Source organism: Sorangium sp. So ce176 (genome assembly GCF_051519835.1).
Classification (GTDB): domain Bacteria; phylum Myxococcota_A; class Polyangia; order Polyangiales; family Polyangiaceae; genus Sorangium; species Sorangium cellulosum_G.
In genome coordinates this window covers 426,963-446,826 of record NZ_CP150371.1, presented here as the reverse complement: position 1 = coordinate 446,826, position 19,864 = coordinate 426,963, and the positions used below count along the sequence as shown (strand labels likewise).

The following is a 19,864-nucleotide window of genomic DNA, read 5'->3' as shown; positions in this document are numbered from 1 at the left end:
GGACGATGCGCGCCTTCAGCGCTTGCGCGCGAGCGTCACCCCGTCGCGGACCGGGAGCAGGACTTTCTCGACCCGCGGGTCCCGGGCCAGGAGCTCGTTGAAGGCGGCGAGGGCGCGGCCGTCCTCGGTCTCGGGGGCGAGGACCTCGCCGCTCCAGAGGGTGTTGTCGGCGACGATCAGCCCGCCGCGGCGGAGGCGCGGCAGCGCTTCCTCGTAGTAGGTCGCGTACCGCGCCTTGTCGGCGTCGATGAACACGAGATCGAGCGGCGGGCTCGCCGGCAGGCCGCGGATCGTGTCGAGCGCGTCGCCGAGGGCGATCCGGATCTTCTGGCCGTGCTCGCTGCGGTCGAAGAACGACCGGGCGACGCGGGCCACGTCGGGGTCGCGCTCGCACGTGACGAGCTCGCCGTCCGGCGGGAGCGCCTGGGCCATGCTGAGCGCCGAGTACCCCGTGAACGTGCCGAGCTCGAGCACGCGGCGCGCCTGCATGAGCGCGACAAGCACCCCGAGCAGGGTGCCCTCGACCCGCCCGACCTGCATGCCGGCGCTCGGCACATGGGCACGGGTGTACTCGCGCAGCTCGTCGAGCAGCGCGGGCGGCGGCTCCGTGTGGTCGTGGGCGTAGCGGTCTATCTCTGGCGTGACGATGGCGGTCATGGGCAGGGTACCTCGGTGGGGCGACACGATAGCGCGCGCCGGGCGCTGCCCCCCAGCTTGAGCTGCCGCCGGCCTTCGATGTAGCGTCCGCCATGTCCTATTCTTCCTGGATGACGTGCGTCGCGGCGGCGCTGCTCGCGGCCGCCTGCAGCTCGGCGCCGAGCAGCCCCGGGACCGGCGGCACGGGGGGAGCCGGGGGGGCGGGCGGCGCCGGGACCGGCGGCGGCGTGGCGGGCGGCGCCGGGACCGGCGGCGGCGGCGAGGCGGGCGGCGCCGGGACCGGCGGAGGGGCGAGCGCCACGACGAGCGGCAGCGGCGCCGCCGGGGGCGAGGCGACCTACGCGTGCGCCTCGCTCGGCGACCCGTGCACGACGTGCCTGTCGCTGCGGTGCCAGGAGAGCTACTGCGCTTGCCAGCAGAGCCCGGAGTGCGCCGCCCTGGCCAACTGCTATCTCCTGTGCGCCGCGGGAGACAGGGGCTGCGAGCAGACATGCTTGACCGCGCACGAGGCGGGCATCTCCGACAGCTTCCTCGAGGGCGGCTGCGCGTCCGAGCTCTGCAGGGTGCAATGCCCGTCGCGAGGCCCCGTATCCCTGTGCGAGACATGCCTGTTCTCGCGGTGCGCCGCCGACATGAACGCGTGTATCGCCGACCCGTCGTGCAGGGCGCTCCGCGCCTGCGCCGACGCGTGCAAGGCGGGCGACGCCGTGTGCGAAGAGCGGTGCGCGGCGCAGTACGAGGACGGCGGGCAGGCTGCTGGCAGGGTCGCCGCGTGCGAGGACGACGTGTGCCGCGCGGCGTGCGAGGGCGGGTGACGCGCCGCGCGCCGCAGGGTCGACGCACCCGTCGACACACCAGCCGAACGGGCCTAGCATCGCGCCCGTGCCCCACCACGGCTTGCGCCAGATAGAGCGGAACCCGTATACGGCCATCTACCACGACTCCATCCAGCAGCTCGTGGCGCTCAAGCGATCCTCGCTGCATTACCCCAGCATCGAGGTGCTCGATCAGAACTTCGAGCGCCTCGAGCAGGCGATCGCGGTCATCTCGCGCCATCGCGCTGTCCTGCTCGTGGACGCCCGGGACGCGCCGTTCCGCAATGACGACTTGTTCGACGAGCCGTTCGCGCGCCGTCACGCGCGCCTTGTGCAGGGCTTCAAGAAGACGGCTGTCATCCTGAGGAGCGCGGTCGGGGTGCTCCAGGTCGGGCGCATCACGAAGCGCTCTCTCACGCCCGTGAGCACCTTCACGAGGCCCGAGGACGCGCTCCTCCACCTCGGCGTGCAGCTCGATCTCAAGCAGCTCGCCGGCTGGTAGCGCCCCTCTAGGAGAGCGGTTTACCGCCGGTGACGCCGAGGACCTCGCCGTTGATGTAGCTCGCCTCGTTCGAGGCGAGGAACACGAACGCGGGGGCGAGCTCGGCCGGCTGCGCGGGGCGCTGCATCGGGGAGTCCTTGCCGAAGGTGGCCACCTTCTCGGCCGGGAACGACTGCTCGATGAGCGGCGTCCAGACGGGGCCGGGCGCCACGACGTTGACCCGGATGCCGCGCTGGATGAGGTCCTGCGCCAGGCCCTTGCTGAAGGTGACGATCGCGCCCTTGGTCGACGCGTAATCGAGGATGTTCGGGCTCGGCTGGTAGGCCTGGATCGAGGCGACGTTGATGATCGCGCTGCCTTCCTTCATGTGGGGCAGCGCGTGCCGGACGAGGTGGAACATCGCCATGATGTTGACGCGGAACGTCCGCTCGACGCGCGCGGCGTCGATGTCCTCGAAGCGCTCCGCGGCCTTGCCCTGCTCTGCGGCGTTGTTCACGAGGATGTCGATCCGCCCGAACTTGCGGGCCGTCTCCTCGATGACCTTGCGGCAATGGGCCTCGTCGGCCAGGTCGCCGGGGATCGTGATCGCCTCGCGCCCCGCCTCCCTGACGGCCTGCGCGGTCTCCTTCGCGTCCCCGTGCTCGCTCAGGTAGGCGATCGCCACGTGGGCCCCTTCCCGGGCGAAAGCGAGCGCGACGGCGCGGCCGATCCCGCTGTCGCCGCCGGTGATCAGCGCGACGCGGTCCTTCAGCCGGCCGAGCCCCTTGTACGACGATTCGCCGTAATCAGGCCTCGGGTTCATCTTGGCCTCGATGCCGGGCCGGTCCTGGCTCTTGGCCTCGAAAGGCGGCTTCGGGCCTGCGTCCTTCGGATCCTGGGTCGGTCCAGTGTTCTGCATGCCTCCTCCTGATGCGGTTCGGTGGTGGGGCGCTGATCGCGCTCCCAGCCGTACGGGGCCATGGTGACGGCCTGGAGACCCCGCCATCGGTCCCCGCCTGCACTACGGATCGGAGCGATCCTGACGCTGGCCGCTGGCGCGTCGCGGGTGAAGCGACGCTGACACGCGTGATCGCGCGGCGGGCTGTCACAGAAGGCAACATCAGGGCTTGACAGCGGGCAGTTGCTCCGGTGTCGTCGCCTCTGCGTTGTTCGCGGCATACCGCCCGTCGCTGAGAAGAAAAGGAGCAACGGTTACCATGAAACACGTCGACGAGAAGCTTCTGGAGTCGAGCCTCGAATACCGGTTCGGGTACCTCATCGAGTTCATCGGCTTCGGAGAGGCGGACATCGCCGCCATTCATGGGGCCGCGCTGCACCTCGCGCCGCGCGTCGAGGCGCTCGTCGACGCTGTGTACGAGAAGCTGTTCCTCTACGACGCCACGAAGCGCCACTTCGTGCCGAAGCAGCACGGCTACGAGGGGCAGGCCCCGACGGATCTCCTGTCGCTCACGCTGGACCACGAGCAGATCAAATTCCGCAAGAAGCACCTCGGGGACTACCTTGTCCGGCTCGTGACCCACCCGTATGACGCGAAGCTGGTCGCTTACCTCGACATGGTCGGGCGGATCCACACGGCCAAGGCCGGCAACGCCGAACTCGTCGTGCCGCTCGTGCAGATGAACGCGCTCATGGGCTTCGTGTCGGACGCCCTCCTCCAGACGATCCTGTCGCTGGGCCTGGATCGCGAGACCGAGGTGCGCACGCTCCGCGCCTTCAACAAGCTGCTCTGGATCCAGAACGACCTCCTCGCGCGCCACCACCTGCCGGCGGCCTGATCCGAGGGGCGCGCCGCCCCCCCGCGCCGCGGCCGGCGGCGTTGCATGACAGCCCAGCTCGCGGGTGGACCGCTGCTCACGTGGCCAGAGGAAAGGCCGTGTTGAAGCGCACGAGAGCGGCGGAGCTTCTCGACGTTGTCCCGCTGCAGCGCTCCCGCCCCCGGGCTCATGGCCTGGAAGCGGGAGCTGCTCACGGGCGGCGCGACGTGCGCTGGCCGCTGTCCGGCGCGCTCAGATGCAGAGGGAGTCGCAGTCGTACTCCTCGTCACACGCCGAGACGCAGTCGCCGTCATCGTCGCACGCCGAGATGCAGTCGTCGTGATCGGTCGTGCACGCGGTGATGCAGTCATCGCCGCTGTCGCCCGGACCGTCGTCGTCCGTGTCGACGAAGCAGCCCGCCGCCAGGGGAATCGTGGAAACCAGAAGCATGGCCAGGATCTTACGCATCATCGGGTTGTCCTCCTTCGTGGTGTACTGTCCGCATGCGATGCAGGGGACATCGAGCTCTCAAGCAGGGGACATACCAATCGCGCGCTGAAGCGACTCGCCTGTTGTCGAGCAGACCCCGGAGACGCGCGACGCTGGACAAAGCGAGCGCGGCGCCGCGAAAATCGAGCGCGGCGCGGGACGGCGCGCCGCCGAGGCCGGCAGACGAGCGATGTCGAGCGGAAGGCAAATCGCCACACGGGCTCGGGCCACGGCCGGGCCCGGACGCGCGGTAGCCCTGATTTCGCGGGTGCCGGCGAGAGGCGGCCTCTTCGCTGACGCCGCGCCAAACCGCCACATCCGCCTCGACCGTGGGCGCCCGACATCCGTCCAGGCGCGCTGCCGGTCTCCTACGTTGGTCTCGGAGGGGGCGGCGGCCTCGCCGGACCGCCGCCCCGCCGGCTCACGCCTCGCCCTCGGCCTTCTTCGGCCTCGGCGGCGGGCGGTCCACGGCGTAGCGCCGCAGATCCAGCGTGTACGGCGCGTCCTCGTGGGGGTACGCGGGCTTGCCCGTGACCGGCCAGGGCGTCTGGCCCTCGAGCGTGAACCGCTGGGCGCGCCGCGCCGCCGCCTCGAAGCGCGTGAGCGGCGCCGCGTCGAAGGCGCGCCCCTCGGGGTGCCACACGTGATAGGCGCACGCGCCGATCGAGCGCTTGCCCCACGTGTCCAGGATGTCGAGGCGGATCGGGTGGTGGATCCCGAGGTGCGCGTGCAGGCTGTGCGGCGGCGCCCAGGCGCGGAACCGCACGCCGCCCACGTACTCGGCCGCCGTCCCGGTCGGCCGGAGCGGCAGGACGTGGCCGTTCACGAGCACCCGGTGGCGCTCCGGCGTCAGCCCCTGCACGCGCACCTCGATGCGCTCCATCGACGAGTCCACGTAACGCGACGTGCCCGTCGTCGTCAGCTCCTCGCCGAGCACGTTCCACGGCTCGATCGCGTTGCGCACCTCCAGCACCACGTCGCCCGCGTGCAGCGTGCCCACCACCGGGCAGCGCAGCTCGATGAACGGGCGGTACGCGTCCGCCGGCAGGGCGAGGCCGCGCTGCTTCAGGTGATCGAGCACGTCCTCGAAGTCGCGCCACAGGTAGTACGGCAGGAGGAAGCGGTCGTGCAGCGTCTGGCCCCAGCGCACGAGCTTGCCCGAGTAAGGCTCGGCGGCGAACGCGGCCAGGAGCGTGCGGATCAGCAGCGTCTGCGCGACAGCCATCCGGAAATGCGGCGGCATCTCGAAGGCGCGCAGCTCGATCAGCCCCTGGCGGCCGTGCGCCGTCTGCGGATCGAACAGCTTGTCGATGCTCACCTCGGCGCGGTGCGTGTTGCCCGTCATGTCGACGAGCAGGTGGCGGAACAGCATGTCCGAGAGCCACGGCGGCTCGCCCTCGCGCCGCTCGAAGGCGCGCGAGAGCGCGATCTCCAGCTCGTAGAGGGTCTCGTGGCGCGCCTCGTCCACGCGCGGCGCCTGCGACGTCGGGCCGACGAACAGGCCGGCGAACATGTACGAGAGCGACGGGTGGTGCTGGTTGAAGGTCAGCAGGCTGGCCAGGAGATCCGGCCGGCGCAGGAAGGGGCTCGAGAGCGGCGTCGGGCCGCCGAACGTGAGGTGATGGCCGCCCCCGCTCCCCGCCATGCGCCCGTCGACGAGGTACTTCTCGCAGTGAAGGCCGCTGTGGAGCGACGCGTCGAACACCGTCTCCAGCAGCGACGCGTACGCGCGCACTCCGTCGGTCGGCGGCAGGTTCACCTCGAGCACGCCGGGATCCGGCGTCACCGAGAAGCGGAGCAGCTCCGCGCTGGACGGCGGCGGATACCCCTCGAGCAGCACGTCGACGCCTGTCTCCTGCCGGGTCGCGTCGATGGCGGCGATGAGCTCGAAGAAGTCCGCCGGCGAGAGGAGCGGCGGCAGGAAGACGTGGACGATGCCGTCGCGCGTCTCGACGCAGAGCGCCGTGCGCACGCCGTAGCCCGACCGGCCCGCCGCCGGGGCGGCGCGCTGGGCCGCGGCCGCGAGCTCGTCCGGCGCGGCGCGCCCGCGCGCGGCGAGCGCGCGCGCCGCCTCGGGGTGCTCGGCGTCGCCGTCGCCGGCCAGCGCCTCGACGCGGCGCTGCTTCTGCTCCTCCTCGGCTTCGTTGTCGTCGAGCTCGCCGCGCCGCGGGTCCGGCGGCGACACGAGCTCCTCGAGCGGCGGGGGCGGCGCCGCGGCGATCAGGGAGCGGAGCGGCAGGCGCAGGCCGAGGGCGCTGTCGCCGGGCAGCAGGAAGAGGTGCCCGCGCCGGAAGCCCCAGCGCTCGCTGATCCACGACCCCCACTGGCGCGTGAGGGGCAGGACGAAGCCGACCTCGGAGCCGAGCCCCCTGTCGAGCACCCGCGCGAGGCGCCGCCGCTCCTCCGGGTCGTCGAGCTTCGCCTCGAGCGGGTCGACATCGACGGGCAGGCTCGCCTCGTCCTGGAGGTGGCGCCAGGGGTCCTCGTAGGCCGGCAGCAGGAACTCGGAGAGCCCGAGGCGCGCCGCGAGCGCCTGGGCGAACTGGCGCGACTGCAGGAGGCCGCGCCCGCGCGACGAGCTCCGCGCCGAGACAGCGGGATCCGCGTGGCGCGCCTGGGACATGTCGGTCCACAGCGCGACGCCGTCGCGGCGGCCGATGATCTCGAGCGCCCAGCGGGGCAGGCTCTCGCCGGGGTAGTGCTTGCCGGCGCGGAGCAGCAGGACGCCGCCCGGCGTGATCCGGCGCCGGAGCTCGTGCGTGAGCTTGAGGCCCTGCGACCACTTGGTCGGGCCGAGCGCGCCCTCGCGCCACTCCGGGGCGTCCGGGTACTCGCGCGAGTTGAAGGTCGGCTCGCCGCCCATGGTGAGGGTGAGGCCCGCCGCGGCGAGCCGCTCGTCCGCGCGATCGGCGACGGACAGGAGCTCCTGCCACACGGGCTCCTCGTAGGGCGTCGTGGGCCGCGGCTCGTGGCCGAGCCGCCCGACCTTCATCTCGAAGCGCACGTCGCTCGCGCGCACGTCGCTCGTGCCCTCGACCGGCGCCGCGAGCGCGGGCGACGCCGTGCAGGCGAGCGGGATGTGGCCCTCGCCGCAGAGCAGGCCGCTCGTCGCGTCGAGGCCGATCCAGCCGGCGCCGGGCAGGAAGACCTCGGCCCACGCGTGGAGGTCGACGACGTCGCGGCTCACGCCGCGCGGCTGGTCGGGGATCATCCCCTCGTCGGTGAGCTGCATGAGGTAGCCGCTGACGAAGCGCGCGGCGAGCCCGCGCGACCGGAGCGCCGCGATGAGCAGCACGGCCGAGTCGCGGCAGCTCCCGCGCCCGTGGCCGAGCGTCTCCTCCGGCGTCCAGATGCCGGCCTCCTCGCGGATGACGTACTTGACGCGCCGGTTGACCGCGGCGTTCAGGGCGATGATCAGCGAGACCGTGTCGCCGTCCCTCGGCAGCCCGGCGAGGAACTCGTCGAGCAGCGGGCCGCGGGAGATCGTTGGATCGGCGCTGGCGAGGAAGGGGGCCAGGTCCTGCGCGAGCTCGGCCGGGTAAGCGAACGGGACCTTCTCGACGCGCTCGTCGAGGTAGAAGTCGAACGGGTTGACGGGGCGCACGCTGACAGCGAGCTCGACGAGGATGTCGAGGTGCGGGACGCGCTCCCCTGCGGGCAAGAGCACCCGGGCGACGTGGTTGCCGTACGGGTCCTGTTGCCAGCGGACATCGATGGGGGGGTCGATCTTCAGGCTGTACGACTCGATCTTCGCCTTCGCGTGCGTCGCGGGCCGCAGCCGGATGAGGTGCGGGCCGAGCGCGGCGGGGGTTGGATAGCTGTAGCGGGTCCGGTGCTGGATGAGCAGGCGCACGGTGGTTGTCTCCGGGAGTGGCGCTATCCAATCAGAAGTGACTGCGTTCGTCTCGCTCTGCGCGAGGCGGCGCGCGATCGTTTCCGGGACGATTCAGCCAGGGAACGGCGGTGTGGCGACGCGGGGTATCTCTCGTCTCTCGAGCTCGTCACCTTGTCGCGCGCGGGTGAGGCAACGGCGAGCTGCCCGACCCCCGGCGACGGTGTTCTCCGCGGGCCTACCGGGGTGATGAGGCCGGGGATGCACCTGGGCGATGCGGGCGAGCGCGGCGAGATCGTGCGGCGGCGTCGCTGCACCTTTCGGCCTGTTCTGCTCCGCGTGGGACGCCGGGGCGGCTGCGCCGGCGCCGCGCGCTTGCCGTCCGAGGGCGAAGCGGTGATCATCGGCCGCGGTGTCGGATTCCGAGACAACACGGCCCTCGGTGGCCCCTGTCGAGCCGGGGACCGTGCTCGCCGGCAAGTACCGCGTGGAGCGGATCATCGGCCAGGGCGGGATGGGGGTCGTCGTCCAGGCGCGGCATGTCGTGCTCGACGAGCGTGTCGCGCTGAAGTTCCTGCTCCCCGAGTTCACCCGGCACCCGGAGGGGTCGGCCCGCTTCCTGCGCGAGGCGAAGGCCGGCATGCGGATCAAGAGCGAGCATGTCGCCCGTGTTTCGGACGTCGGCACGCTCGAGAACGGCGCCCCGTACATGGTCATGGAGCTCCTGGACGGGAGCGACCTCGCGCACCTGCTCCGGGACCATGGCGTGCTCGGCATGGAGGACGCTGTCGACTACGTCGTCCAGGGCAGCGAGGCGATCGCCGAGGCCCACGGGCTCGGGATCGTGCACCGCGATCTCAAGCCGGCGAACCTGTTCCTGACGACGCGCGCGGACGGCTCGCCGCTCGTGAAGGTGCTCGACTTCGGCATCTCCAAGATGGCGACCAACGCGGTCGACATCCTGACGGGCACGGACGCGGCGCTCGGGTCGGCGCTGTACATGTCCCCTGAACAAATGCGGCAGACCCGCTCGGTCGATCACCGCACCGACATCTACGCGCTCGGCGTCTCGCTCTACGAGCTGCTCGCCGGCCGGCAGCCGTACTACGCGGAGACGCTGCCGCAGCTCTGCGCGGAGGTGCTGACGGGCACGCCGACGCCGCTGCGGGACATCCGCCACGACGTGCCCGCCGAGCTCGCGGCCGTGCTCGAGAGGGCCTACGCCCGCCAGCGCGAGCACCGGCATGCGTCGGTCGCCGAGCTCGTCGTGGCGCTCGCGCCGTTCGCGCCCGCGCGCACGTACCCGACCATCGACCGGATCGCGCGCATGGGCGGCCTGTCGCTGCGCGCCGCCGCCCTCGGCGGGCACCGCGCGTCGCAGCCCTCGTACTCGGACGCGCGGGGCTCGTCGCCCGCGATCCGCGAGCCGTCGTGGCCGGGGATCTCGTCGCCCCCGCCGGTCGGGCACGCCGACGCCGCGCCGCTGCCGCGCCCGGCGACGCCGTACCCGCACCCGCCGTTCTCGCAGCAGGCGCCGGCGGTCGCCCACGCGGCGACGCCGTACCCGCACCCGCAGTCGCCGTTCTCGCAGCAGCCGCCCGCCGGGGCCGCCCACGCGGGGGCGCCGTACCCGCAGCCGCCGTACTCGCAGCCGCCGTACTCGCAGCCGCCTTCGGGCGCCGGCGGGGCGCCGGGGCCGCACGGCGCGGAGGGCGGCAGGCCGAGCCCGGTGCCGCCGGACGGCCTCCCGGCGCCCACGCCGCAGCAGCAGATCGTGCCCGGCCCGTACAACGCGCCGATGAGCTCGCGCGCCGCCGCGACGTTCGCCTCGTCGACAACCCTCGGGATCTCGTCGGACGGGCGCCGGATCCCGGGCTTGCAGGCCTCCCCTGCCGCGGTGGTCGCGATCGCGCTGCTCTCGGCGACGCTGCTCCTCGGGGTCATCGCCGTCGGCGTGTTCGTGATCCGCGGGAGCGGCCAGGACGACGCGGGGACGACGCCGGCCACGCCGGCCGCGAGCGCCACGCCGCCCGCCGCGTCGGCGCCGACGCCGGCCGCGGAGACGCCCGGGCCGAGCGCGGGGGCGGCGACGCCGGGCGAGCCGACGGTCCGGCCCACAGGGGCGGCGAATGACGGCGCGACGACCGACGCTGCGACGACAGGCGCTGCGGCCGCGAGCGCCTCGACGGCCGCGAGCGCCTCGACGACAGCGAGCACCTCGACGACAGCGAGTCCCTCGGCGGCGACGCCTGCCTCTGCGCCGGTGAGGGCTGCGCCTCCCGCGGTCCGCAACAGGCCCGCCGCCCGCACAGCGCCGCCTCCGGCGACGCCGCGACCTCTTCAAGGCATCGACCTGAACGATCCGCACTGAGCCCACCGCCCATGATCCCCTCCCGATTGCACGCCCCCCGCGCGCTCCGTCGCGCCCGCCTCGCCCTCGCCTCGATCGTCCTCGCCTCGGCCGCCCTGCTCGCGCCCGCGGGCGCCGCGGCGCAGGGCGCGGGCGATCCCACCCTGGCCCAGACGCTGTTCGAGGAGGGGCGCCGCCTGATGGAGGCCAAGTCGTACGCGGAGGCGTGCCCCAAGCTGGCGGAGAGCCAGCGCCTGCGGCCCGGCACGGGCACGCTGCTCAACCTGGCGCTGTGCAACGAGGCGCTCGGCAGGACGGCGACGGCGTGGGGGCAGTTCAAGGAGGCGCTCTTCGCCTCGAAGAAGGAGGGCAACGCGGCGCGTGAGGCGTTCGCGCAGGAGCACATCAGCGCCCTGGAGCCGCGGCTCTCGAGGATCCAGCTCAACGCGGAGGGCACGCCCGGCCTGCTGATCCGCGTCGACGGCCACGACATCCCCGCGGCGGCGCTCGGCACGCCGATCCCGATCGATCCGGGCTCGCACGAGGTCGAGGCGACAGCGCAGGGCTACTCGGTCTGGTCGACGACCGTGCAGGTCGGCGACAGCGCCGACCTGAGGACGATCGCCATCCCGAAGCTCCAGCCGGCGCCCCCCGAGAAGGTCGCCGCGCCAGCGGGGCCCGCGGCGGGCGGCGCCCCCGGCGGGGCCGGCGGCGGCGAGGGCCTGCGCACCGCGGGCTTCGTGATCGGCGGCGCCGGCGCGGCGGTGCTCGGCGTCGGCGCCGTGTTCGGGATCCTCGCCGCGGGCCAGGCGAGCGACGCGGAGAAGGACCAGGCGCTCTGCCCGAGCAAGCAATGCACGCCGCGCGGTCGCGAGGAGATCAACGCGGCGGAGACCAAGGCGCTCGTGTCCACGATCGGCATCGGCGTCGGCGTGGCCGCGCTCGGCGCGGGCGCGATCCTGGTGCTGACGTCGGGCCCGTCGAGGACGGAGGGCGCCCGCGCCGCCGGGGCGCGACACGGCTCGTCGGGCGGCCGGGTGCAGGCGCGCGTCGTGCCGCTCATCGGCCCTGACGGCGGCGGCGTCGGGGTGCTCGGCGCCTTCTAGCGCGGGGCTCGGCCGCGCCGGGCGCGGCGAGGGGGGATGAAGAGAGATAGACCGCCAGGGCGCAAGGGACGCGAGGAAGAGAGAAGAGGAGAGAGGCAGAGAGGAGAAGAGAGATAGAATATCTCTCCTACCTTCTTCTCTTGTCTCCTCTTCTCCTGGCGTCCCTTGGCGTCTTGGCGGTTTGTCTATCTTCTCGTCCGAGCACACCGCACCTGAGCGCCGCTCGAGAGAAGACGGTCACTTACGCGTCAATCAGGGGGTGTCCGCACGTGACATCAGCGCCGGTGCGCGCTCGCTTATGTCTTGATGGATGACGACGGTCCGTTCGTGGAGACGTCTATCACGGCCAGGCTCAGGAGCTGCAAGGGCGATGTGATGGATCGCTGGGCGCGCCGGGTGCTCGAGGATCCGAGGGCGGCGAGGGCGCCGCGGCCCGCGGGGCCCTTGCTCGCCCGCGAGGTCCCTGAGCTCTTTGACGATCTCGTCGAGGTGCTCTCGGCGAGCCGGCGCGCCGAGCAGCGCGGCGGCGAGGACGCGGAGCTCCGCTGCGCCCACGCGCGGGTCGAGGAGCACGCGCGCCGCTGCGCCGCGCAGGGGAGCTGCATCGCGGCGGCGCTGCGGGAGCTGTCGCACCTCCGGGCGGCGCTGATCGAGGTCTGCGTCGAGCAGGGCATCTCGCTCGGGGTGAGCGAGGCGCAGGTGATCCACGCGGCCGTGGACGCGAGCATGTGGACGAGCGCCCTCGAGATCGAGGCGGCGACGCGCGCCGCGCTCGAGGACAGCGGCGCGCTGCTGCGGCTCGCCACGCGCGCCGGCGGCGTGGGCGTGTGGGATTACGACACCGTGACAGGCAAGCTGCGCTGGGACGAGCGCTCCCGGGAGGTGGCCGGGCTGGATCCGGCGTCGGAGGTCCGGTACGACGTGTTCCTCGCCGCGATCCACCCCGACGATCGCGAGCGCGTGCAGGAGGCCGTGCGGCGCTCGCAGACCCTGGAGAGCGGCGGCGAGTACAGCATCGAGTACCGCCTCGTGGGGCTCTGCAACGGGGTGGAGCGCTGGGTCGCCGTGCAGGGGCGCACGTTCTTCGACGCCGAGGGGCGCAGCGTCCGGATGATCGGCACCGTGATCGATGTCACCGAGCGCAAGCGGGCGGAGGCGGCGCGGCGCGAGGAGCTCGTCCGTCGCGGCCGGTTCATGGCGGCGTTCAGCCATTACCTGCGCACGCCGCTGACCTCGATCACGCTGGCGAGCCGCATGCTGACCCACCACGGCAACCTGACGCCGCGCCAGGCGAGGAACGCCGAGCGGATCGCGGCGAGCGCGCGCCGGATGGCGCGGACCATCGACGACCTTCTCGATCTGACGCGGAGCCGCTGCGGCGCCAACGGCATCCCGATCGCGCCGAGGCCGGAGGACCTCCACGCCCTCTGCAAGAGCGCGATCGACGAGCTCAGGGCGGCGCACCCGGGCGTGCCGATCCGGCTCGATGTGGAGGGGAGCGGCGCCGGGCTGTGGGACGCCGAGCGCGTCGCGCAGATGGTGACGAACCTCGTGCAGAACGCTGTCGATCACGCCGACCCGGGGAGCGCCGTCGGGGTGACCGTGCGCCCGCGGGGGGGCGATCTCCTGATCGAGGTGCACAACGACGGGCCGTCGATCGCGCCCGAGCTGATGGAGACGCTGTTCGACCCGTTCCATCCGGCGACCGCGGGAGGGAGGACGAGCACGGGGCGCGGGCTGGGGCTGGGGCTGTTCATCGCGCAGCAGATCGCGAAGGCGCACCGCGGGGAGATCGCGGTCGAGAGCACGGCGGCGCGGGGGACGACGTTCACGGCGAGGCTGCCGCGGACGGGGGAGGCGGTGGGGAGCTGAGCGTCGCGGGGCGCGAAACACGCCCCCGGGTCACGCGTGCGAGGCGGCTCGAACGCGCCCGGGTCCAATTCGTAAATGAATAGTAAATACAAATAATTGCGCGAAACACTGCGCGCGCGCGCCGGCCACCCGGCGCCGTGATCCGCGCCCCCCGGATCTCCTTCATCCCCTCCCCACCCCGCCGTATCCTCCTCGCTGGAGGCGCCTCATGCCGACAGCGACGAGACCCCAGAACGCGACGCTCACGGGCGCGCTGCCGCTCGATCGGCCCACGGCGGAGCGGCCACACCGGCTCTACGTGGCCACCTCGAACCACTGCAACCGCTCGTGCCCGTGGTGCTGCACCTGCTCGTCGCCCCGGGGGCAGACCTTCCTCGCGCTCGACCGCTACCGCGCGAGCTTCCCGGCCGAGGGCCCGTTCGAGGTGCAGCTCGAGGGCGGCGAGCCCACGATCCACCCGCACTTCGACGAGATGGTGCGGCTCGCCCGCGCCGAGCGCCGGTGCGCGCGCGTCGTCGTGGTGACCAACGGCGTCGAGCTCCCGCGCGACCCGGCCGGGCTCGACGCCTGGCTGGAGAAGCTCGGCGAGCCCACCACGATCAAGCTCTCGGTCAACCACCACCTCCTCGAGCACGACAGCGGCCTGCTCGCCCTCGCGCGCGCCCTGCGCGAGCGGCTCGCGGCGCTCGGCGGCGACCGCCAGCTCGTCCTCAACGTCCGGCTGCGCAAGAGCGAGCCGGACGGCGATGCGTGGGTCGTGCAGGCGGTGCGCGACGCGGGGCTCATCGAGCTCGCCAACGTGTTCCACCTGCAGCGCTACGGCTTCGCGCAGAAGCACGAGGATTGGGAAGAGCCCTTCCTCGTCGGCACCCATTTCACGATGCTCAACCCGGACGGCCACGCCTTCGGCCCCGACCTCGTGGCGCGCTCCGACGCCATGAGGAGGCTGCCGTGAGCGCGCGCCCGTTCCGCGACGAATGGCGCCGGCTGAAGAGCCGCGCCTTCGACCTGACCGGCAACAGCACCGCCGGCGAGACGGTGCGCTTCGACCTGTGGGGCCGGCCGGTCGAGGTCTACCGCAATGCGAACTTCTCCATCTACAGCCGGCAACCCTGCAATGCGAGATGCCACTTCTGCGTCGAGGAGCTAAGGCCCGCGTCGCGCGGGCGGAGCCTCTCCGTGCAGAAGAGCGTCGAGGACGACGACGGGCGCTATTTCGACGCGCTGGCCGAGTCGCTGGAAGCGCTCCGCCCGCTGGATCCGACTGTATCCATCACCGGCGGCGAGCCGAGCCACGATCCGCGGCTGCCCCGCATCCTCGCGCTCGGGCAGGCCCGCCGCGGCCGCAAGCGGACGCTCACCACGAACGGCTCGGGGCTGCTCCAGGAGCGCGAGGGGAAGCGGGTGATCGACTGGATCGTCGAGACCGGCGTCCAGCACCTCAACATCAGCCGCGCCCACCCCGACCACGACCGGAACGCCAGGCTCATGGTGATGAAAGACGGCCTGAGCGTCGACGAGCTCCGCCGCGTCGTGGCGGCGGCAGCGGCCGGCGGCACCCGGGTGCGCCTCTCCTGCGTGCTCCTGGAGGGGCAGATCGATACAGTGGAGCAGATCGTGGCCTATCTGCGGTTCGCGCTGTCGCTCGGCGTGGACAACGTGATCTTCCGGCAACTGATGAAGACCGACCCGGCCGCCGTGGTCGAGAACCACGTTGTCAAATACAGCGATCGCGCCCGCGTCCAGCTCGAGCCGCTCCTCGACGCGCTGAGCGCCGACGCGCGGTTCTCGTTCGAGCGGCAGATCGTGGGCTATTACTACTATGTCGAGGTGTTCCGCTTCGAGGACATCGATGTCGTCTTCGAGGAGGCCGATCTCGCGCAGCTCGAGGAGACGAAGCGCTCCGGCCCGGGCATCGTCCACGAGCTCATCTTCCACCCGAATGCCCGGCTCGCCTCCACCTGGCAGCCCTGGGACGGCATCCTGGGCCCGCCGCCGGCGGCGCGCGCCGCGCTCGACGCCTCAGCCGCGCTCGACGCCTCATGACGCCGCCCGTCATCCCCCTGCCCTACATCGGCCGGAACCTGCTCTTTCTCGAGGAGGTGCTGGACGAGCTCGCGGCGCGCGGCATCACGGGCCCTCTCCTGTTCCGCGCGAGCGAGGTGGACAAGCTGGCTCGCCTGCTGGAGCACGGCACCGACCGCGCCGGATACCCCGGAGAGCGGCCGTGGACCGACGGCCCGGATCAGGGGCGCGCGATCCGGCACGAGGACGTGATCTTCGCGACGACAGCCGACGAGATCCGGCGGGGAGAGCGGGATCCCGAGCGGTCCACGTCGCTCAAGAAGTTCGCCTTGATCGAGCGGCCGCTGTTCGTCGCGCACGACGCCCGCGGCTTCGTGAAGCTGTGCGACAGGCAGTATGAAGTCCGCGATCCAGCGCGGAAGCCGGCGGCGCTCCTGGCGCTGTTCCCGGTGACCCGGCTCGATCCGATCCAGGGCTGGTTCTCCGAGGAAGCCGGCCTCGCGTACAGGGCGCTCGTGCGCCCGCTCCGGGGCGGCGCGATGGTCGAGGTGGGCTCCTGGAAGGGGCTCTCCACGGCGTACGTCGGGCGGCTCGCGGCGAGCAACGGCGTCGCGCTCCATTGCGTCGACGCCTGGGAGGGCTCCAGCGACGAGTATGCCGCGCACTACCGCGTCATGCTGGCAGCGGAGGACGTACCCGGCGTGTTCCAAGCGAACCTGGAGGCGCTCGGGATCCGAGCGAACGTCCACCGGCTCGCCTCCATGGAGGCTGCGGCGCGCTTCGACGACGCGAGCCTGGATCTCGTGTTCCTCGACGGCTCGCACGATCGGGCGGCGGTGATGGCGGACATCGAGGCCTGGTGGCCCAAGCTGAAGCCGGGCGCGATCCTGGCCGGACACGACCACAACGAGGAGCACGCGGGCGTCATGGAGGCTGTCGCGCGCTTCACGGCGCTCGCTGGACGTGCCGTCGAGGTCGGCGGGGGCTCGGTGTGGTGGACGCGGCGGTGAGCTCGTGATGAGCAAGCGTCTCTTCGTGGCGACGGGCGCGTATGCGTGCGGCAAGACAACGACGCTCCGTCACCTCGCGTCCACGCGGGGCCGCCGCGTGCACGGCGAGGCGCACAGGCGCGTGCTGGACGAGCTCGGGGCGCGCACGCACGGGCATCCGCCGGACGAGCCGTTTCGCCCGATCGACGCGCCGGAGCACGTCTGTCCCCTGTGCCGCAAGCGGGAGTTCGCCGCCCGGGTGCTGGAGACCCAGAAGGCGATCGAGGCGGAGGCGCGCAGCGGAGACTGGCTGGAGCGCGGGTACCTCGATCCGGTCGAGTACTACCTGCGCACGAGCGGAGAGGTGGAGTATCCCTGGCCGCCCGGCGAGCCCGCGTTCGAGCGCTATGCGCTGGTGTTCCTGTTCGCCGTGATGCCGGAGATCCAGGCCCCGCGCTGGGGCAGGAGCCGAGGAGAGCGCGCCGAGGAGGCGGAGCGGATCAACCAGCGGCTCGGCGCGATGTACCGCGCGGCCGGCTTCGAGGTGGTCGACGTCGGCCCCGGCACCGTGGAGGAGCGGGCGGACTTCCTGGCGAGCCGCGCGGAGGTGGTCGATGCAAGGTGAGCAGCGCTTCGGGCTTCATGGCGTCTCCTGACAGACCTACGTGAGGATGCGGGACGGGCCAGCGAGCTCATTCCTGATCTGGATCTCGTCGCGCTCGCGCGGTCGTGCGCTGGCCGGACCAGCACGAGGCGGTCAAGGCGTTCCGCGCCTGGCTGCGGAACGGAAGCTGACTCTGTAGCTCTCGCAGCGACGGCGTTGCCTCACGCCGGAGGACCACCGCGCGCCTCCCGCGTGCAGTCTACTGGGCACCGGACCTCACGAACATGCAACGAAAAGAGAATTGAACCACAGAGGCACAGAGGCCACAGAGGATGAGAAGAAATCAATCTCTCTCCTCTTCCCTCTGTGCTCTCTGTGCCTCTGTGGTTTTAATCTCTTTCTTCCAGACCGTCGCAAACGCGCGTCGCGCGGCAGCACACGACGCTCACCCTTCCGCGAAGTCCGGCGCGAGCCGCACGTCCTTGAGCTCCGCGCCGAGCAGCTCGATCGCGGCCGCGACGAGCGGGTGGTCGGCCACGGCGCGCTTGGCGGCCTCGACGCGCGCCTTGCGCTCGGCGGTCTCGACCTGCGCGAGCGACGGGCCGGCGCTGCCGCGGGTGATCGTCTCGAAGACCAGCTCGGCGGGGCCGCCGAAATGGGCGTGCAGGACGCGGGCGAGCAGCTCGCGGGCAGGGGGCTCGGTCGCCTGGCCGGAAAGGAACGAGTTTGCCTCGTAGCCGAGGACGACGCGGGTCGGCTTCAGCTCCAGCACGGCCGCGTGCTCGAGCACCGAGGCGAGCGCCGGCCGCTGCCCCCGGACCGCGGTGATCACCGCGCGCCAGGTGGCGAGGTCGTCGGCGTTCATCGCCGGCGGCGGCGCGCTCATCGGCGGCGGCGGCGCGCTCATCGGCGGCGGCGGCGCGCTCGTCCTTGACACGGGGCTCGGCGCCGCGGGGGCCGCCGGAGGGCTCTGCGGGACGGAGTAGAGCGCGCCGCGCGGCGAAGGAGGCGGCGCGCTGTCGGGGCGGAACGCCGGCGCGGCCGCCCCGTTCGCGTACGGCGCCTTCGCGAAGGCCGGCGCGGCGCCGCCCGCGAACGCCGGCGCGGCGCTGCCAGCGAAGGCCGCCGCCGCGCCGCTCACGCCCGGCGCGCCGTTCACGAGGGAGACGACGTTCGCCGCCGCGCCGTTCGCCGCCACGCCGCCGCTCGCCCGCGCCACCCCGCTCGCGGCCGGCGCGCTGAACGTGGCCGGCGCGCTGAACGTGGCCGGCGCGCTGAACGTGGCCGGCGCGCTGAACGCGGCCGGCGCGCTGAACGTGGCCGGCGCGCCGTTGGCTCTCGCCGCCCCGCTCGCGCCCGACGCGCCGCTCGCGAACGCGGCGACGCCGTTCGCCGCCGCGCCGTTCGCCCGCGCCACGCCGTTCGCCGCCGCGCCGTGCGCAGGCGCCGCGCCCGCGCCGCGCGCATCCGCCCGCGCGTCCTCCTCCGGCGCAGCCTCGGCCGGCGCCGCGCCGCGCCTCGGCGCAGCCGCTCCGCCGGGCGGCGCGCCGGGCCGCTGCGGCCCGCGCTCCGGCGCTCCGCCACCGCCGCCACCACCACCACCGCCGCCGCCGCCGTTCAGCCGCCGCTCGAGATCGCCGAGGCGGCGCAGCAGCTCGTCGATCGGCAGGAGCGGCGGCCGCCTCGCGAGGCGCACCAGCGCCATCTCCAGCGAGGCGCGCGGCTGGCCGCTCCGGACGATGTCGTCGAACGCGCGCGAGAAGCCCTGGTGAAGCCGCGTGAGGTCGTCCGCGTCCGCCCTCGCCGCGAGCGCCCGCGCGTCGGCGACCTCCTCGTCGGCAAGATCGAGCAGCGGCGCCGGATCGTCGCAGACCTTGGCCACCACGAGGTCGCGCAGGTGCGCGAGGAAGTCGCGGGCCACGTGCGGCAGGTCGTACCCCTGCTGCGCGAGCTCGCCGACGATGCGCACGCACGCCGCGGGATCGCCGTCCACGAGCGCCTCCGCGAGCCGGTGCAGCACAACGCGGTCGGCCACGCCGAGCACCTTCGCCACGCCCTCGGCCGTGATGCGATCGCCGCTCGTGCCCACCCACGCGATCACCTGGTCGAGAAGGCTCATCGCGTCGCGCATGCTCCCCGCCGCCTCGCGCGCGAGCGCGCTGAGCGCCGGATCGTCCGCGGGGATCTTCTCCTGCTCGAGCACCCAGCGGAGCCGCGCCGCGATCGCCTGCGCGCCGATGAGCTTGAAGTCGTAGCGCTGGCACCGGCTCAGGATCGTGACCGGGACCTTGTGCACCTCCGTCGTCGCGAAGATGAACTTCACGTGCGGCGGCGGCTCCTCCAGCGTCTTCAGGAACGCGTTCCACGCCGCGTTCGAGAGCATGTGGACCTCGTCCACGATGAAGATCTTGAACCGGTCGCGCGCCGGCCGGTACGGCAGGCTCTCCTGGAGCTTGCGCACCTCGTCGACGCCGTTGTAGCTCGCGCCGTCGATCTCCTGGACATCGACGTCCGCGCCGACCGTGATCTCGGCGCACGGCGCGCACGTCTGGCACGGCTTCGCCGTCGGGCCGTGGACGCAGTTCAGCGCCTTCGCGAGGATGCGGGCGCTCGTCGTCTTGCCGACCCCGCGGACGCCCGTGAAGAGGAAGGCGTGCGCGACGCGATCGCGCGCGATGGCGTTGGCGAGCGTCGTGGAGACGTGCTCCTGGCCGACGAGATCCTCGAAGGACTGCGGGCGCCATTTCCGCGCGAGGACGACGTAGCTCATACGCTGCTCGACTAGCACCTTCTCGCGGGCGCGTCGCCGCGGCTGTGGCCGGCACGGAGGTCGCCCCGCATTCCGGAGAGTTTGCCAGAGTTGCCGCGC

15 protein-coding genes are annotated in these 19,864 nt (G+C 72.7%); 10 read left to right on the top strand and 5 right to left on the bottom strand.

Annotation, left to right across the window (positions count from 1 at the left end; all coding sequences use genetic code 11):
- Positions 1–15: 15 nt before the first annotated feature.
- Positions 16–657, bottom strand: a complete 642-nt coding sequence (locus WMF42_RS01685; RefSeq protein WP_061610190.1) for an O-methyltransferase — start codon at positions 655–657, stop codon at positions 16–18.
- A gap of 92 nt (positions 658–749) precedes the next feature.
- Between WMF42_RS01685 and WMF42_RS01680 the strand changes: the two genes are divergently transcribed.
- Both WMF42_RS01680 and WMF42_RS01675 read left to right on the top strand, forming a co-directional pair.
- Positions 750–1,472, top strand: coding sequence for a hypothetical protein (locus WMF42_RS01680; RefSeq protein WP_437689892.1), 723 nt, complete (start codon positions 750–752; stop codon positions 1,470–1,472).
- 67 nt (positions 1,473–1,539) lie between these two features.
- The gene (locus WMF42_RS01675; RefSeq protein WP_233560965.1) at positions 1,540–1,974 is read left to right on the top strand and encodes a hypothetical protein; all 435 of its coding nucleotides are present in this window, start codon (positions 1,540–1,542) and stop codon (positions 1,972–1,974) included.
- Positions 1,975–1,981: 7 nt separating this feature from the next.
- Here WMF42_RS01675 and WMF42_RS01670 read toward each other — a convergent pair whose 3' ends face one another.
- On the bottom strand, positions 1,982–2,872 hold the full coding sequence (locus tag WMF42_RS01670; RefSeq protein WP_437689891.1) for an SDR family oxidoreductase: 891 nt from the start codon (positions 2,870–2,872) through the stop codon (positions 1,982–1,984).
- A gap of 298 nt (positions 2,873–3,170) precedes the next feature.
- Between WMF42_RS01670 and WMF42_RS01665 the strand changes: the two genes are divergently transcribed.
- Complete coding sequence (locus tag WMF42_RS01665; RefSeq protein WP_437689890.1) at positions 3,171–3,749, top strand: protoglobin family protein; 579 nt, start codon at positions 3,171–3,173, stop codon at positions 3,747–3,749.
- A gap of 231 nt (positions 3,750–3,980) precedes the next feature.
- Here the strand turns inward: WMF42_RS01665 and WMF42_RS01660 are convergent, their stop codons facing one another.
- Both WMF42_RS01660 and WMF42_RS01655 read right to left on the bottom strand, forming a co-directional pair.
- Positions 3,981–4,199, bottom strand: a complete 219-nt coding sequence (locus WMF42_RS01660) for a hypothetical protein (protein ID WP_061605445.1) — start codon at positions 4,197–4,199, stop codon at positions 3,981–3,983.
- A 439-nt stretch (positions 4,200–4,638) separates the two neighbouring features.
- A complete protein-coding gene (locus WMF42_RS01655) occupies positions 4,639–8,070 on the bottom strand; it encodes a DUF2126 domain-containing protein (RefSeq protein ID WP_437689889.1) in 3,432 nt (1,143 codons plus the stop codon).
- Positions 8,071–8,461: 391 nt separating this feature from the next.
- Between WMF42_RS01655 and WMF42_RS01650 the strand changes: the two genes are divergently transcribed.
- From WMF42_RS01650 to WMF42_RS01620, 7 genes are all read left to right on the top strand, one after another.
- Complete coding sequence (locus WMF42_RS01650) at positions 8,462–10,420, top strand: serine/threonine protein kinase (RefSeq protein ID WP_437689888.1); 1,959 nt, start codon at positions 8,462–8,464, stop codon at positions 10,418–10,420.
- An 11-nt stretch (positions 10,421–10,431) separates the two neighbouring features.
- The gene (locus WMF42_RS01645) at positions 10,432–11,505 is read left to right on the top strand and encodes a hypothetical protein (protein WP_437689887.1); all 1,074 of its coding nucleotides are present in this window, start codon (positions 10,432–10,434) and stop codon (positions 11,503–11,505) included.
- Between the two features lie 306 nt (positions 11,506–11,811).
- The gene (locus WMF42_RS01640; protein WP_437689886.1) at positions 11,812–13,377 is read left to right on the top strand and encodes an ATP-binding protein; all 1,566 of its coding nucleotides are present in this window, start codon (positions 11,812–11,814) and stop codon (positions 13,375–13,377) included.
- Between the two features lie 208 nt (positions 13,378–13,585).
- On the top strand, positions 13,586–14,332 hold the full coding sequence (locus tag WMF42_RS01635) for a radical SAM protein (protein WP_437689885.1): 747 nt from the start codon (positions 13,586–13,588) through the stop codon (positions 14,330–14,332).
- The gene (locus WMF42_RS01630; protein WP_437689884.1) at positions 14,329–15,423 is read left to right on the top strand and encodes a radical SAM protein; all 1,095 of its coding nucleotides are present in this window, start codon (positions 14,329–14,331) and stop codon (positions 15,421–15,423) included. Before WMF42_RS01635 ends, WMF42_RS01630 begins: the two co-directional genes overlap by 4 nt.
- A complete protein-coding gene (locus WMF42_RS01625; protein WP_437689883.1) occupies positions 15,420–16,412 on the top strand; it encodes a class I SAM-dependent methyltransferase in 993 nt (330 codons plus the stop codon). Before WMF42_RS01630 ends, WMF42_RS01625 begins: the two co-directional genes overlap by 4 nt.
- 7 nt (positions 16,413–16,419) lie before the next feature.
- Entirely contained in the window at positions 16,420–17,016 is a 597-nt protein-coding gene (locus tag WMF42_RS01620) for an AAA family ATPase (RefSeq protein ID WP_437689882.1), read from the top strand.
- 424 nt (positions 17,017–17,440) lie between these two features.
- On the opposite strand, the gene dnaX is transcribed toward WMF42_RS01620, so the two are convergent.
- The gene (dnaX, locus tag WMF42_RS01615) at positions 17,441–19,765 is read right to left on the bottom strand and encodes a DNA polymerase III subunit gamma/tau (protein ID WP_437689881.1); all 2,325 of its coding nucleotides are present in this window, start codon (positions 19,763–19,765) and stop codon (positions 17,441–17,443) included.
- Positions 19,766–19,864 lie beyond the last annotated feature (99 nt).

Excerpts from the sequence above, each read along its gene's own strand:
- WMF42_RS01685 (WP_061610190.1), bottom strand. The coding sequence starts at position 657 with ATGACCGCCATCGTCACGCCAGAGATAGACCGCTACGCCCACGACCAC.
- WMF42_RS01680 (WP_437689892.1), top strand. The coding sequence starts at position 750 with ATGTCCTATTCTTCCTGGATGACGTGCGTCGCGGCGGCGCTGCTCGCG.
- WMF42_RS01670 (WP_437689891.1), bottom strand. The coding sequence starts at position 2,872 with ATGCAGAACACTGGACCGACCCAGGATCCGAAGGACGCAGGCCCGAAG.
- WMF42_RS01665 (WP_437689890.1), top strand. The coding sequence starts at position 3,171 with ATGAAACACGTCGACGAGAAGCTTCTGGAGTCGAGCCTCGAATACCGG.
- WMF42_RS01660 (WP_061605445.1), bottom strand. The coding sequence starts at position 4,199 with ATGATGCGTAAGATCCTGGCCATGCTTCTGGTTTCCACGATTCCCCTG.
- WMF42_RS01645 (WP_437689887.1), top strand. The coding sequence starts at position 10,432 with ATGATCCCCTCCCGATTGCACGCCCCCCGCGCGCTCCGTCGCGCCCGC.
- WMF42_RS01640 (WP_437689886.1), top strand. The coding sequence starts at position 11,812 with ATGGATGACGACGGTCCGTTCGTGGAGACGTCTATCACGGCCAGGCTC.
- WMF42_RS01635 (WP_437689885.1), top strand. The coding sequence starts at position 13,586 with ATGCCGACAGCGACGAGACCCCAGAACGCGACGCTCACGGGCGCGCTG.
- WMF42_RS01625 (WP_437689883.1), top strand. The coding sequence starts at position 15,420 with ATGACGCCGCCCGTCATCCCCCTGCCCTACATCGGCCGGAACCTGCTC.
- WMF42_RS01620 (WP_437689882.1), top strand. The coding sequence starts at position 16,420 with ATGAGCAAGCGTCTCTTCGTGGCGACGGGCGCGTATGCGTGCGGCAAG.
- dnaX (WP_437689881.1), bottom strand. The coding sequence starts at position 19,765 with ATGAGCTACGTCGTCCTCGCGCGGAAATGGCGCCCGCAGTCCTTCGAG.